Annotated in this window: 9 protein-coding genes; 6 read left to right on the forward strand and 3 right to left on the reverse strand. The window is 61.3% G+C overall.

Annotated elements, in window-relative coordinates; genetic code table 11:
- Positions 1–28: 28 nt before the first annotated feature.
- From bcsG to bcsE, 3 genes are read right to left on the reverse strand one after another with little or no spacing between them, the layout of a single operon-like run.
- A complete protein-coding gene (gene bcsG, locus IB144_RS01165; protein ID WP_048271128.1) occupies positions 29–1,708 on the reverse strand; it encodes a cellulose biosynthesis protein BcsG in 1,680 nt (559 codons plus the stop codon).
- On the reverse strand, positions 1,705–1,902 hold the full coding sequence (gene bcsF, locus IB144_RS01170; RefSeq protein WP_002921518.1) for a cellulose biosynthesis protein BcsF: 198 nt from the start codon (positions 1,900–1,902) through the stop codon (positions 1,705–1,707). The genes bcsG and bcsF overlap by 4 nt, the downstream gene beginning before the upstream one ends.
- Positions 1,902–3,455, reverse strand: coding sequence for a cellulose biosynthesis protein BcsE (bcsE, locus tag IB144_RS01175; RefSeq protein ID WP_065888711.1), 1,554 nt, complete (start codon positions 3,453–3,455; stop codon positions 1,902–1,904). The genes bcsF and bcsE overlap by 1 nt, the downstream gene beginning before the upstream one ends.
- A 168-nt stretch (positions 3,456–3,623) precedes the next feature.
- Here bcsE and bcsR point away from each other — a divergent pair, with 168 nt between their 5' ends.
- The 6 genes from bcsR to bcsC are packed head-to-tail and all read left to right on the forward strand — an operon-like array spanning position 3,624 to position 14,100.
- Positions 3,624–3,812, forward strand: a complete 189-nt coding sequence (gene bcsR, locus IB144_RS01180) for a cellulose biosynthesis protein BcsR (RefSeq protein ID WP_002921513.1) — start codon at positions 3,624–3,626, stop codon at positions 3,810–3,812.
- A gap of 11 nt (positions 3,813–3,823) precedes the next feature.
- Positions 3,824–4,555, forward strand: coding sequence for a cellulose biosynthesis protein BcsQ (bcsQ, locus tag IB144_RS01185; RefSeq protein WP_002921510.1), 732 nt, complete (start codon positions 3,824–3,826; stop codon positions 4,553–4,555).
- Entirely contained in the window at positions 4,552–7,170 is a 2,619-nt protein-coding gene (gene bcsA, locus IB144_RS01190; RefSeq protein ID WP_002921508.1) for a UDP-forming cellulose synthase catalytic subunit, read from the forward strand. Before bcsQ ends, bcsA begins: the two co-directional genes overlap by 4 nt.
- Before the next feature lie 10 nt (positions 7,171–7,180).
- Positions 7,181–9,526 carry a cellulose biosynthesis cyclic di-GMP-binding regulatory protein BcsB gene (gene bcsB / locus IB144_RS01195; protein ID WP_149358897.1) on the forward strand — a complete coding sequence of 782 codons (2,346 nt, stop codon included), beginning with the start codon at positions 7,181–7,183 and terminating at the stop codon, positions 9,524–9,526.
- A 3-nt stretch (positions 9,527–9,529) separates the two neighbouring features.
- A complete protein-coding gene (bcsZ, locus tag IB144_RS01200; RefSeq protein WP_004151431.1) occupies positions 9,530–10,639 on the forward strand; it encodes a cellulose synthase complex periplasmic endoglucanase BcsZ in 1,110 nt (369 codons plus the stop codon).
- Positions 10,621–14,100, forward strand: coding sequence for a cellulose synthase complex outer membrane protein BcsC (gene bcsC / locus IB144_RS01205; protein WP_046653198.1), 3,480 nt, complete (start codon positions 10,621–10,623; stop codon positions 14,098–14,100). Before bcsZ ends, bcsC begins: the two co-directional genes overlap by 19 nt.
- Positions 14,101–14,193: the final 93 nt, after the last annotated feature.

The raw sequence follows: 14,193 nt of genomic DNA on the forward strand, positions 1-14,193 counted from the left end.
AGGCCGCCAACATAGGCGGCCTTGTCGCTTATTGCGGATAAGGCACCCAGCTACCGCCATTCAGCTGGACATAAGGCTTGCCCTGATACTGGATGACGATGGCGTTGGCGTTCTCGGACACCGCCGCGCTCTGCGGCAGGTTGGCGACATACTGCTGCCAGTTGACGCTGTCCTCGCTGAACATTTTGCCGTCGAGAGCGCGCACCACCAGCTCCGACACCGCCAGATAACTGCTGGGCTGATCGATGATAATCGGCGCCCCTTCATGCGGCGCCTTCATGCCGAAGAATTTCACCGCCGTCGGGACGTTAGTGATCGACGGGCTTGGAATATCGCGCAGGCCAGATACCTGCATCTTATCGCCCTTCAGCGCGCCGCCGTGTTCCGGCACCACCACCACCATCACTTTCCGCCCCGATTTCTCCAGCTCGGTGAAGAAGTTATCCAGGTCATCAAACAGCTTCTGCGCCCGCACTTTGTAGTCTGCGGTTTTGCTTTGTCCCGGGAAGTGGTTGCCGTCATGCAGCGGCAGGGTGTTATAGAAGGTGGCGTTCCGCGGATTGCTGCTGGCCTCTTCGGTCTTCAGCCAGCGGTTGAGGACCGCCAGATCCTCATACACCGGGGAGCCGTCAAACGCCTGCAGGCTGACCGGCAGACCGGTCTGGTCCATCAGCGGGCTCTGCATGCCGCCCAGCGAACGCAGCTCTTTCAGGAAGTCGCCGAACAGACCGTTATGGCCGAGCATCAGCTGCTGGTTGAAGCCGAGCTTCGCCAGGTTTTCAAACAGGTAGCAGTCGGCGCCGGACGGCTGATACAGGTTAGTATGCGACAGCTGGCCGCAGCTGGCGCGCAGCAGGCGCACCGCCGCCGGGCCGCTGTAGGAGGTCGCGGAGTTAAAGTTTTTGAAGACAATATCAAAGTGCTTCCATAGCGGATGATCCATCAGACCGGCGGCTTCAATATCCGACCAGGAGAGGGAGCAGATGTTGATCACCAGCAGGTCAAACGGCTGCGCATCCGCCGGCAGCTGGTCCGGGAACGGCGTCTTGCGCTTCTGCTCGGCGGCATAGAAAGCGTTCAGCCAGTTGGTCAGGTTGGCTGAGGTCGGCGGCTCGGTCTGCGGCGGAATATCGCTGTTGGCGGGGCTGGACGCGGCGCCAGCGGCGGCGTTGGCCCCGGTATTGGCCTGTGCGGTCGTGGCGGCGGCCGTGGTGGGCTGACCGGAGGGCCATAGGATAAAGGCCGGCAGCAGCGGGCTGACCGCCAGCCAGACGACCATTGCCGAGACAAACACGGTGACGCGCAGCCACTGGCTGATAAACAACCATAGCACCAGCAAAACAAAGAAGGCGCCAACCATGCTCCAGTTGATAAAGCGGACAATCAGATCCCAGATATAGCTGGCGCTGAAGCCGGCGATTTGCGACCCCTGGCTAAAAATCGACTCTGGCCCGGGCAGCCAGGTATCGTGCCAGAACAGCGCGAATCCCAGCGGAATAGCGATCCAGTGGCGGATACGGTGTAGCTTTTCGCGCGGGATCGGCGCCAGCAGAAAGGCGAGAAATACCAGGTTCAGCATCGGATGGAAATTGAGATACCCGGCCCACAGCAGGGCAAACTTGACCAGAAAGTAGAAGTTCCAGCCGCCAAGGCCGCGCCAGTACTGCCAGAGCGGAAGCGGTGCCGCGGTCGTTTTTTTATTTGTCATTTGTTCGCTTTGCCTTGCTTAACCGTTGTTCCCCGGCGTAATACCCCTGCCGGTTTCACGTAACGGGGTTTAAAGAACATCAGTCTTAACGTCGTGCGGATCCGGCGCTGATAGTGGCGCGTCAGGTAGCCCAGCGGAAAAAACAGCAGGGCGCAGAGCACCACCAGTTGCAGAATATCGGCGAGAGACATCATCAGGCTTGCTCCTCGCGGGTGGTTAACCGGTGTGGTTCGGGGTAGCGTCGCCAGTAGCGTCCATCGTGGGTGGCGTTAATGGTCTCGTTTTTACCGACCGAGAGAGGCAGCGGCGTGTTCCAGCGCGCCGGCTCGACGCCGCGCATGATTACGATTTCCGAGAGGATTTGCTTGTCCTCAAACCACACCATACGGTTAGAAAAAATATCGCCGGTCGGCAGCGGGAAAATGTGGTTTAGCGCGGTATCGAGGTCATTGATCCGGCAAAACGACAAAAACAGCACCAGCCGGTTATTGCCGATGGTCATGATGTCGCCCATCCGGTTAGGTTTGCATAACGTCAGCGCCTGCTCAACGCGCAGCCCCGGCGCCGGGCGCAGGGCCACCATCACGCCTTTGCTGTCGGGTGGAAGCAGGGTATTGGTCATCACGTTGTGCACCGCTTCGCAGAAGGCATCCCACTTCTGGTAGCCGCGCAGCTTTAACGGCTGGCTCCAGGTCAGCAGGGTGGCAAAATCTTCCGGGATATGGCGGGAGAACTTTTGGTTCTGTACGCTTTCGATTAGCGTCAGGCAGCGGGAGAGCGATGCGCTGCTGGGGATCACCAGGCTGGCGCCGCTGCTGAGCAGTAGCCGCTCATCGGTCGCGCGCAGGCTCGGGGTTTGTTCACGGACGATGATTTTCAGCGCCGTACCGCGCTGGCGACGCAGGGTATGAATATAGCGGCCCAGCTGTTCAATTTGCGTATTTTGGGTAATGGAGAAGAGGATCGTCGCCGCTTGCGCGATGCGCCCGGCGTTGAAGACCTCGTCGTTGGTGTCAAACAGCGTCCAGTATTCCGACAGCGGCGGTGCGCCTTCCAGCACGCGCACATGGCTGAGGATCGCTTTTTCGTCGCTGCGCGGCTGCACGCTGGTTTCAGCGTCCTGCGCTAATCGCCAGCCAGCGTCATCATGTTGCACCATCAGCTGCTGTTGGGCGCTGATACCCTTATCGCTTCCCCACCAGGCAATATCAAAGATATGCCGGTCGCCCTGGTAACGAATACTTGCCAGTCCGGAAAGGGAGCGGTACTCACGTAATAAGGGAGTCAACTGCCGATCGATTTCCTGCGCGGAATTGATCGCTAAGAACGCGCAACGGTGATATTGCGCCCAGCGGCTGGTCTTTTCTACCCAGGCGCATAACTTTTCATTATTTATATTTTGCCAGGCATTTTCAGCGCATAGCAGAATAAACAAATAATTGCCAGGTTCGAGGGAGCAGACTAAATCGCGGTGTATTTCCTCCAGCGCCTGCGGGCGATTCGGCAGGGTGAACAGCGCGATATTATTCGGACCGTGAATATGATCTAATGAAATGATATCCTTGGGTTTGTTTCCCATAACCAGCGCGGCAACGTGGCTGTTTTTCGCCTGCGCGGCCAGTGTCTGATTAAACAGGCTGACGGCATCGGCATAACGGTCGACGTTGAGCCACCATACTCCGCCGACCGGCATATGGCACACTTCATCCCATAATGATGAAATACCCAAAGTAAATACATTATCCACGGCATCCCTCGTGCGCCCTGATTGACACTGAATAAGTTTACTAGCGAAACCGACAGAGTAAACCTAACATTGAAATTAAAGGTCATCAGTTTTAGCATGTACACCTGCTTTTAAGGATGAGCTGTATACGTCCTCTGGTTTAATAATAAATTTCGAACGGACAGAGATATGCCAGCAAAAGATCCTGCGGTACCCACGGACGCCACGCTGGGGTACACCTTTCAAAATGATTTTCTGGCGCTTAGCCGGGCATTTTCCCTGCCGGATATTGATTATCATGATATTTCCAGGCGCGAACAGCTGAACGCGGCGCTGAAGCGCTGGCCGCTGCTGGCAGAGTTTGCAGAGAAAAAATAAGGAAGCCGGAGATGGCTATTCTGGGATTACAGGGCGTGCGCGGGGGAACTGGCGTCACGTCCATTACGGCTGCACTCGCCTGGGCCCTGCAATTGCTCGGTGAAAGCGTGCTGGCGATCGACGCCAGCCCGGATAATATGCTGCGCTTTTTCTTTAATACCGATATCCATCATCAGGACGGCTGGGCGCGGGCGCTGCTCGACGGCCGGGACTGGCGTGACGCGGGCTTGCGCTATACGCAGCATATCGATCTGCTGCCGTTTGGCCAGCTCAGCGCCGGCGAAAGAGAAAATGTCGACCAGCTGCAGCCCACCCTGGGGGCGATAGCGGAGGCAGTACAGCAGCTACAGGGCCAGTACCGCTGGCTGCTGCTGGATCTGCCGGCGGGTTATTCGCCGTTGACCCGCGAGCTGCTGACGCTTTGCGATCGCTCGCTGGTGGTGGTTCATCCCGACGCCAATAGCCATATCCGTCTACACCAGCAGCCCCTCCCGGCCAACGGCGATATTCTGATTAACGATCTGCGGGTCGGCAGCCAGCTGCAGGAAGATCTCTACCAGCTGTGGCTGGAGAGCCAGCCGCGCATCCTGCCGGTGACGATTCACCGCGATGAGGCGATGGCCGAGTGCCTGGCGGCGAAACAACCTCTCGGGGAGTATCGTCAGGATTCGCTGGCGGCGGAAGAGGTGCTGACCCTGGCGAACTGGTGCCTGATCCACTATTCCGCCGGGAGAGCGGCATGATCCGCCTCAGTACGCTGCTGCTGGCCCCGCCGGTGGGGGAGCGGCTGCGTGCGCGCTATGATGACTATCGGCAGCACGGCGCTTCGTGGCTGTCGGCGTCGCTTGGCTGTCTGTGGGCGTCGCTGGTCTGGGCGCTGATGCCGCTGGAGACGCCGCGCTGGCAGGCGATTCTGGCCCGCCATGAAACCTATTTTCCCCACATAAATCCGCATCGCCCGCGTCCGCTGGATCCGCTGCGCTACCTGCTGCAATCCCTGTGGTTACTGACGACGCGCGTGCCGGAGCCGGAGAAAAAGGTCAACTGGCGTTCGCTGGCGGCGCTGGAAGGGGTGCACGGTCGCTATACGCAGTGGCTGGAAAAATTGCCTGAGCAGATGAACGCCCGCACCGGCCATCTGGATAAACAGAAAGAGCTGGCGCACCTCAATCCTAAACTGCGCCGGGCGATCCTTGGGGGGGTGACCTTCTGCTCGCTGGTGCTGGCGCTGATGTGTATTACGCAGCCCTTTAACCCGCTGTCGCAGTTTATCTTCCTGATGCTGCTGTGGGGCGTGGCGCTGCTGGTGCGACGAATCCCGGGCCGTTTCTCGGCGCTGATGCTGATCGTGCTGTCGCTGACGGTGTCGTGCCGCTATATCTGGTGGCGCTATACCTCGACGCTGAACTGGAACGACCCGGTAAGTCTGGTGTGCGGGATCATTCTGCTGTTCGCAGAGACCTACGCCTGGGTGGTGCTGGTGCTGGGCTACTTCCAGGTGGTCTGGCCGCTGAATCGCCAGCCGGTGCCGCTGCCGGAGGACATGGATTTGTGGCCAACCGTGGACATCTTCGTCCCCACCTATAACGAAGATCTCAACGTGGTGAAAAACACCATTTACGCCTCGCAGGGCATCGACTGGCCGAAGGACAAGCTGAACATCTGGATCCTCGACGACGGCGGACGGGAAGCGTTTCGCCAGTTTGCCAAAGATGTTGGGGTGCACTATATCGCCCGTACCAGCCACGAACACGCCAAGGCCGGCAACATCAATAATGCGCTGAAATATGCCAAAGGGGAGTTCGTCTCGATCTTTGACTGCGACCATGTGCCGACGCGCTCGTTTCTGCAGATGACTATGGGCTGGTTTCTGAAAGAGAAAGAGCTGGCGATGATGCAGACCCCGCACCACTTCTTCTCGCCCGATCCCTTTGAGCGCAACCTTGGTCGTTTTCGCAAAACGCCGAACGAAGGGACGCTATTCTACGGCCTGGTGCAGGACGGGAACGACATGTGGGACGCCACCTTCTTCTGCGGCTCCTGCGCCGTTATCCGCCGCGGCCCGCTGGATGAAATTGGCGGGATAGCCGTCGAAACGGTGACCGAAGATGCCCACACCTCGCTGCGTCTGCACCGGCGGGGATATACCTCCGCCTATATGCGTATTCCGCAGGCGGCGGGGCTGGCGACGGAGAGTTTATCCGCGCATATCGGCCAGCGCATCCGCTGGGCGCGCGGGATGGTGCAGATATTCCGCCTCGATAATCCGCTGTTTGGCAAAGGCCTGAAGCTGGTGCAGCGCGTCTGCTACGCCAACGCCATGCTTCACTTTCTCTCCGGTATTCCGCGCCTCATCTTCCTCACGGCGCCGCTGGCCTTTTTGCTGCTCCATGCCTATATCATTTATGCGCCAGCGCTGATGATCGCGCTATTCGTGTTGCCGCACATGATCCACGCCAGCCTGACCAACTCGAAGATTCAGGGCAAATATCGCCATTCGTTCTGGAGTGAAATTTACGAGACTGTGCTGGCCTGGTATATCGCGCCGCCCACTTTTGTGGCGCTGATCAACCCGCATAAAGGCAAGTTCAACGTCACCGCGAAGGGCGGGCTGGTGGAAGAGGAGTATGTCGACTGGGTGATCTCCCGGCCCTATATCTACCTGGTGCTGCTCAATCTGGTCGGCGTCGCGGTGGGGATCTGGCGCTTCATGTACGGCCCGGAAAATGAAATTCTCACCGTCTGGGTGAGTATTGTCTGGGTATTCTACAACCTGATTATTCTTGGCGGCGCGGTGGCAGTCTCGGTTGAAAGCAAGCAGGTTCGCCGTTCGCACCGTGTCGAAATGAGCATGCCGGCGGCTATCGCCCGCGAAGATGGTCACCTGTTCTCCTGCACCGTCCACGACTATTCCGACGGCGGACTGGGGATCAAAATTAACGGCGACGCGCAGGTGCTGGAAGGCCAGAACGCCAGGCTGCTGCTCAAACGGGGACAGCAGGAGTATGCCTTCCCGGTAAGGGTCGCGCGGGTCAACGGCAGCGAAGTGGGGCTCCAGCTGCTGCCGTTAACCAACCAGCAGCATATCGATTTTGTGCAGTGTACGTTTGCCCGCGCTGATACGTGGGCGCTTTGGCAGGATAGCTTCCCGGAAGATAAGCCGATGGAAAGCCTGCTGGATATCCTCAAGCTGGGCTTCCGTGGCTATCGTCACCTGGCGGAGTTTTCGCCGCCGTCGGTGAAGGTGGTTTTCCGCGCGCTCACTTCGCTGGTGGCCTGGATAGCGTCGTTTGTACCCCGACGCCCTGAACGCGCCGCGCCGACGCTCTCCGCAGACCCGGCAATGGCTCAACAATGATGATAATGCGATGAAAAGAAAACTTTCCTGGATGTGTGCAGTAGCGGTGGGCATGTGCAGCTGGTATCCACTGGCCTCTTACGCGGCGCCGGCCGCGGTGGCGAACGCTGCCCCTGGCGTTCAGCCGCAGGCCGCGACCCCGGCTGCGCCGATCGTGGTGGGCGAGCCGACGGCGACCCTCGCCGAACCGACCGCTCCGGCGGCGCTGGCCGAGAACGTGCCGCAGCGGGAGGTGAAGCTGAGCTTTGCCACCATCGCGCCGCCGCCCGGCAGCATCGTGCTGCGCGGCTCACGGCCTGACGCGTCGGTCGAATTCGGCATGCGCAGCGATGAGCTGGTCGCCAACGCGCTGCTCAATCTGGAATACACCCCATCGCCCTCGCTGCTGCCCGTGCAGTCGCAGTTGAAGGTCTATCTTAACGATGAGCTGATGGGCGTCCTGCCCGTCACCAAAGAGCAGCTGGGGAAAAAGATCCGCGCGCAGCTGCCGATTGACCCGCTGTACATCACCGACTTCAACCGCGTACGGCTGGAGTTTGTCGGCCACTACCGCGACGTCTGCGAAAACCCGGCCAGCAGCACGCTGTGGCTGGACGTCGGACGCGAAAGCTATCTGGATCTCACCTACCAGTCGCTGAAGGTAAATAACGATCTGTCACACTTCCCGGTGCCGTTCTACGATCCGCGCGATAACCGTCCGCTGAAGCTGCCGATGATTTTCCCGGGCTCGCCAGCGGTCACCCAGCAGCAGGCGGCGGCGATAGTCGCCTCCTGGTTCGGCAGCAAGGCCGGCTGGCGCGGCCAGCAGCTCCCGGTCTATTTCAATGAACTGCCGGATCGTAACGCCATTGTCTTCGCCACCAACGACAAGCGTCCGGACTTCCTGCGCGATCATCCGCCGGTCAAGGCGCCGACCATCGAAATGATCGACAACCCGAACGATCCCTACGTCAAGCTGCTGGTGATTTTCGGCCGCGATGATAACGATCTGCTGCTGGCGGCGAAGGGGATTGCTCAGGGCAATATTCTGTTCCGCGGCAGCAGCGTCACCGTGGACGGCATCAAAACCCTGCAGCCGCGTCAGCCTTACGACGCGCCGAACTGGGTGCGCACCGACCGCTCGGTCACCTTCGCTGAGCTGAAAACCTATGAGCAACAGCTGCAGTCCAGCGGCCTGGTGCCGGATGCCATCACCGTGGCGCTTAACCTGCCGCCGGATCTCTATCTGCTGCGGGCCAACGGCATCGATATGGATCTGAAATACCGCTACACCATGCCGCCGGTGAAGGACAGCTCGCGGATGGATATCAGCCTCAACGACCAGTTCCTGCAGTCGTTCAGCCTTAACAGCTCCCAGGACGTGAACAAACTGATCCTGCGCCTGCCGGTGCTGCAGGGGCTGCTGGACGGCAAATCGGAGGTCACCATCCCCGCGCTGCGTCTTGGGGCGGTCAACCAGCTGCGCTTTGACTTCCAGTATATGAACCCGATGCCCGGCGGCTCCATCGACAACTGTATTACCTTCCAGCCGGTGCAGAACCACGTGGTGATCGGCGACGATTCGACCATCGACTTCTCGAAGTATTATCACTTTATCGCCTTGCCGGACCTGCGCGTCTTCGCCAATGCGGGCTTCCCTTACAGCCGTATGGCGGACCTTTCCGACACGCTGGTGGTGGTGCCGAAGGCGCCGACCCAGGGCCAGGTGGCGACGCTGCTGCAGGCGCTGGGGGGCATCGGTTCGCAGACCGGTCTGGCGGCGATTAATCTGCAAATGACCGACGATGGCAACCAGATCAAGAATAAAGACGTGGATCTGCTGCTGATCGGCGCGATCCCGTCGTCGCTCAAGGACGACACCAAAATCAACCTGCTGGTCGAGGCGACCAAAAGCTGGGTGAAAATGCCGATGCGCCACTATGACCTGGCGAGCATTTATCCCGACGATGAGGCCCGCACGCCCAATACCCGCACCGACATTACCTCTTCCGGGCCGATGGCGGCGGTGATTGGCTTCCAGTCGCCGTATAACGATCAGCGCAGCGTGGTGGCCCTGCTGGCCGACAGCCCGCGCGGTAATGAACTGCTGACCAACGCCCTCAACGACAGCGGTAAGCGGGCGGCGATGTTTGGCTCGGTGGCGGTGATCCGCGAATCCGGCGTCAACAGCCTGCGGGTGGGGGATATTTACTACGTGGGTCATCTGCCCTGGTTCGAGCGCATCTGGTTCGCGCTCTCTAACCACCCGATACTGCTGGCGATCTTCGCCGCCATCAGCATTGTGCTGCTGGCATGGGTGCTGTGGCGCATGCTGCGCATCATCAGCCGCCGCCGTCTTAGCCTGGATGATGAGTAAACCATGATGAAAGTACTTTGTGGCGCGGTGCTCTCGGCGCTGCTGCTGGCGGCGGGCCAGGTGGGCGCCGCCTGCCAGTGGCCCGCCTGGGAGCAGTTTAAACAAGCGTACGTCAGCCCCGAGGGACGGGTGATTGACCCCAGCGATGCGCGCAAAATCTCCACCTCGGAAGGACAGAGCTATGGCCTGTTTTTCGCCCTGGCGGCCAACGATCGCGCAGGGTTCGACAAACTGCTGACCTGGACGCAGAACAACCTGGCGGAAGGCGATCTGAAACAACATCTGCCGGGCTGGCTGTGGGGCAAAAAGGACGATGAGCAGTGGACCCTGCTGGACAGCAACTCGGCGTCCGACTCGGATCTGTGGATAGCCTGGGCGCTGCTGGAGGCGGGCCGCCTGTGGCAGCAGCCGCAGTACACCGAGACCGGTAAAGCCCTGCTGGCGCGGATTGTCGCTGAAGAGACGGTGGCGGTACCGGGCCTCGGCACGATGCTGCTGCCGGGAAAAGTCGGTTTTGCCGATGACAGCGGCTGGCGGTTTAACCCCAGCTATCTTCCGCCGCAGCTGGCCACCTACTTTGTGCGTTTTGGCGCGCCGTGGCCCGCTCTGCGCGACAGTAACCTGCGCCTGCTGCTGGAGACCGCGCCGAAAGGCTTTACCCCGGACTGGGTGCGCTATGAGAAAGGGAAAGGCTGGCAGCTGAAAACCGAAAAGCCGCCGATCGGCAGCTATGACGCGATTCGCGTCTACCTGTGGGTGGGCATGCTCCATGATGGCGATAAGCAGAAAGCGCGTTTGCTGCAACGCTTCGCGCCGATGGCGGCGCAGACCACGGAGCAGGGGGTGCCGCCGGAGAAAGTGAATATCGCCACCGGCAAAACCAGCGGTCAGGGGCCAGTGGGCTTCTCCGCGGCAATGCTGCCGTTTTTACAGGACGACGAGGCCCGGTCGGTGCAACGCCAGCGCGTCGCCGATAACTATCCCGGCGCGGATGCCTACTACAGCGCAGTTCTGACGCTGTTCGGCCAGGGTTGGGATCAACACCGTTTTCGTTTCACGGCGAGTGGCGAATTACAACCTGACTGGAACCAGGAATGCGCAAGCTCACACTAAGTTTACTCACGCTGTCCCTCGGCGTTGCGCTGCTGCCGTTAGCGCAGGCGGCGACGACGCCTGCCCAGGAGCATCTGCTGGAGCAGGTGCGCCTCGGCGAGGCCAGCAATCGTGAAGACCTGGTGCGCCAGTCGCTGTACCGTCTGGAGCTGATTGATCCCAACAACCCGGAGCTGATTGCCGCGCGGATGCGCTATCTGCTGCGTCAGGGGGATGCCGCCGGGGCGCAAAAAGAGCTGGAACGACTGACGAAGCTGGCGCCGGACTCCCCGGAGCTGAAGGCGTCGCGCAATGAGATGAAAAGCAACACCGGCGAGGGCCGCCAGGCGCTGCAGCAGGCGCGACTGCTGGGCGTGGCCGGGAAGGTCGATGAAGCCATCGCCGCCTATGAAAAACTGTACGGCGGGGTGCCGGATGACGTTGACGTCGCCATTGAATACTGGACGCTGGTGGCGCGCCTGCCGGCCCGCCATAGCGAAGGCGTCAGCCAGTTGAAAAAACTGAACGCCAGCGCGCCGGGCAACGTCAGCCTGCTGACTTCGCTGGCGAAGCAGATGTTCGCCGATAACAAACCGCAGGAGGGGTTCGCCTATCTGGCGGAGATGGCCCGATCGGCCTCGGGACGCGGTATCGCCGCCGATATGTGGTTCAGTGAGGTGAAAAGCATGCCGGTGAGTAAGGCCAGCGTGCAGGCGTTGCAGCAATTTCTTCTGCAGTTTCCCACCGGCTCGGTGGCGGCGAACGCCCGCGTTCTGCTCGACCAACAGCAGGCGCAGCTGCAGGATCCGACTTTCCGCGCCCGCTCGGAAGGGCTGGCGGCGGTCAAGTCCGGGAATACCACGCAGGCGGTCGCGGATCTGCAGAAAGCCGTTCAGGCCGACAGCCGCGACAGCGACGCGGTGGGCGCTCTCGGCCAGGCCTATTCCCAGCGCGGCGACCGCGCGCGGGCAGTGGCGCAGCTCAGTAAAGCGATTGCTATGGACCCTGACAGCCCGAACCGCGGCAAGTGGGACAGCCTGCTGCAAACTAACCGCTACTGGCTGCTGATAAAGCAGGGGGATAACGCCCTGAAAGCCGGCCAGCTTTCGCAGGCGCAGAACTATTATGCCCAGGCGCAGCGGGTCGATCGCACCGACAGCTATGCCGTGCTGGGGCTGGGGGACGTCGCGGCGGCGCGCAAAGAGGCGGCGGCGGCGGAGCGCTATTACCAGCAGGCGTTGCGCCTGGATCGCGGCAATAACCTGGCGGTGCGCGGCCTGGCCAACCTCTATCGCGCCGAATCGCCGGAGAAAGCCAGCGCCTGGATCGCCGGCCTCCCTCCCGCTCAGCGGCGCAGTATCGATGATATTGAGCGCAGCCTGACTAACGACCGGCTGGAGAAACAGGCGCAGGCTCTGGAGAGCCAGGGCAACTGGGCGCAGGCGGCGGAAGTTCAGCGTCGGCGCCTGGCGCTGGATCCGGACAGCGTCTGGATAACCTACCGTCTGGCGCGGGATCTGGTCAGCGCCGGCGAACGCCAGGAGGCCGACGCGCTGATGCGGACGATGGTCAACCGCCAGCCGCAGGACGCCGAACGGGTCTACGCCTCGGGACTCTACCTGTCGGGGAACGACCAGGACGATCTGGCTCTGGCGCAAATCGCCGCTCTGCCGCGCAGCGCGTGGACGGATAACATTCGTGAGCTCGAAGCGCGTTTGCAAAGCGACCGGGTGCTGCGCCAGGCCAACCAGCTGCGCGACAGCGGTAACGAAGCGCAGGCGATCGCCCTTATCCGACAGCAGCCCGCCTCGGTGCGCTATGATCTGACGCTGGCCGACTGGGCGCAGCAGCGCGGAGACAGCCAGACGGCGATTGCCGACTATCAGCGGGTGCTGCGTCAGGAGGCCGACAACGGCGATGCGCGCCTCGGCCTTGCGGAAGTCTACCTGGCCGAGGGCGATAAACCGGCCGCCCGGGCGCAGGTCATGCAGCTGAAAGGCGCAGAGACCGAATCCATGAACATGCAGCGGCGGGTGGCGCTGGCGCGAGCTGGCCTTGGCGATACCGCTGACGCGCAACGGATTTTTAATCAGATTGTGCCGCAGGCGAAGGCGCAGCCGCCCTCGATGGAGAGCGCGCTGGTGCTGCGCGATGCCGCGCGCTTTGCCACCCAGAGCGGGGCGCCGCAGCAGGCGCTGACGCACTACCGGGAAGCGATGGTGGCCTCCGGCATTACCCCCGCGCAGCCGCAGGATAACGATACTTTTACGCGGCTGACGCGCAACGACAGCCATGATGACTGGCTGAAGCGTGGGATCCGCAGCGATGCCGCCGACCTTTATCGTCAGCAGGATCTGAACGTCACCCTGGAACATGACTTCTGGGGTTCCAGCGGCACCGGCGGCTATTCCGACCTGAAGGCGCATACCACCATGCTGCAGGTGGATGCTCCGCTGGCGGATGGCCGGATGTTCTTCCGCACCGACCTGGTCAATATGGATGCCGGCAGCTTTTCCACCCACAGCGACGGGAGCTACTCGCCCAGCTGGGGCACCTGCGGGGAGATCGCCTGTACCAGCGGCAGTAAAAATCAGACCGACAGCGGGGCCAGCGTGGCGGTCGGCTGGAAGAATGACACCTGGAGCGGGGATATCGGCACCACGCCGATGGGCTTCAATGTCGTCGATGTGGTGGGGGGGCTGAGCTACAGCAGCGACGTCGGGCCGGTGGGGTACACGGTCAACGTCCACCGGCGGCCTATCTCCAGCTCGCTGCTCTCCTTTGGCGGGCAGAAGGACAGCAGCAGCCATACCGGCGCCACCTGGGGCGGCGTCCGCGCCGACGGCGGCGGCCTGAGCCTGAGCTACGATCGCGGGGAGGCTCACGGCATCTGGTCCTCGCTGGGCGCCGACTCGCTGACCGGTAAAAACGTGGCGGATAACTGGCGCGTGCGCTGGATGACCGGGTACTACTACAAGGTCATCAACGAGAATAATCGTCGCGTCACCGTCGGCCTCAACAATATGATCTGGCACTACGACAAAGATCTCAGCGGCTACACCCTCGGCCAGGGCGGCTATTACAGCCCACAGGAGTATCTCTCGTTCGCCGTGCCGGTGACCTGGCGTCAGCGCACCGAGAACTGGTCCTGGGAGCTCGGCGGGTCGGTGTCATGGTCCCATTCGCGCACCCAGACGCAAGCCCGCTATCCGCTGCTGAACCTGATCCCGTCCGACTACCGGCAGCGCGCCAGCGAGCTGACGGAGGAGGGGAGCAGCAGCCATGGATTCGGTTACACCGCCAGAGCGCTGGTGGAGCGGCGGGTGACCAGTAACTGGTTCGTCGGCGCCGCGGTCGATATTCAGCAGGCGAAGGATTACACCCCGAGCCATGCGCTGCTTTACGTCCGCTACTCGGCGGCCGGCTGGCAGGGGGATCTGGATATGCCGCCCCAGCCGCTGGTGCCCTACGCCGACTGGTAGCAGAATAGGCTGAATTACGTTACAGAGCGCCACTCCGCGACGCGCTTCGCGTATACTCGTGAGGCGTTGCCCACCGTTGGCCGTCGGGGATGT

The sequence above is a fragment of the Klebsiella sp. K4 genome (genome assembly GCF_014596785.2).
Classification (GTDB): domain Bacteria; phylum Pseudomonadota; class Gammaproteobacteria; order Enterobacterales; family Enterobacteriaceae; genus Klebsiella; species Klebsiella pneumoniae.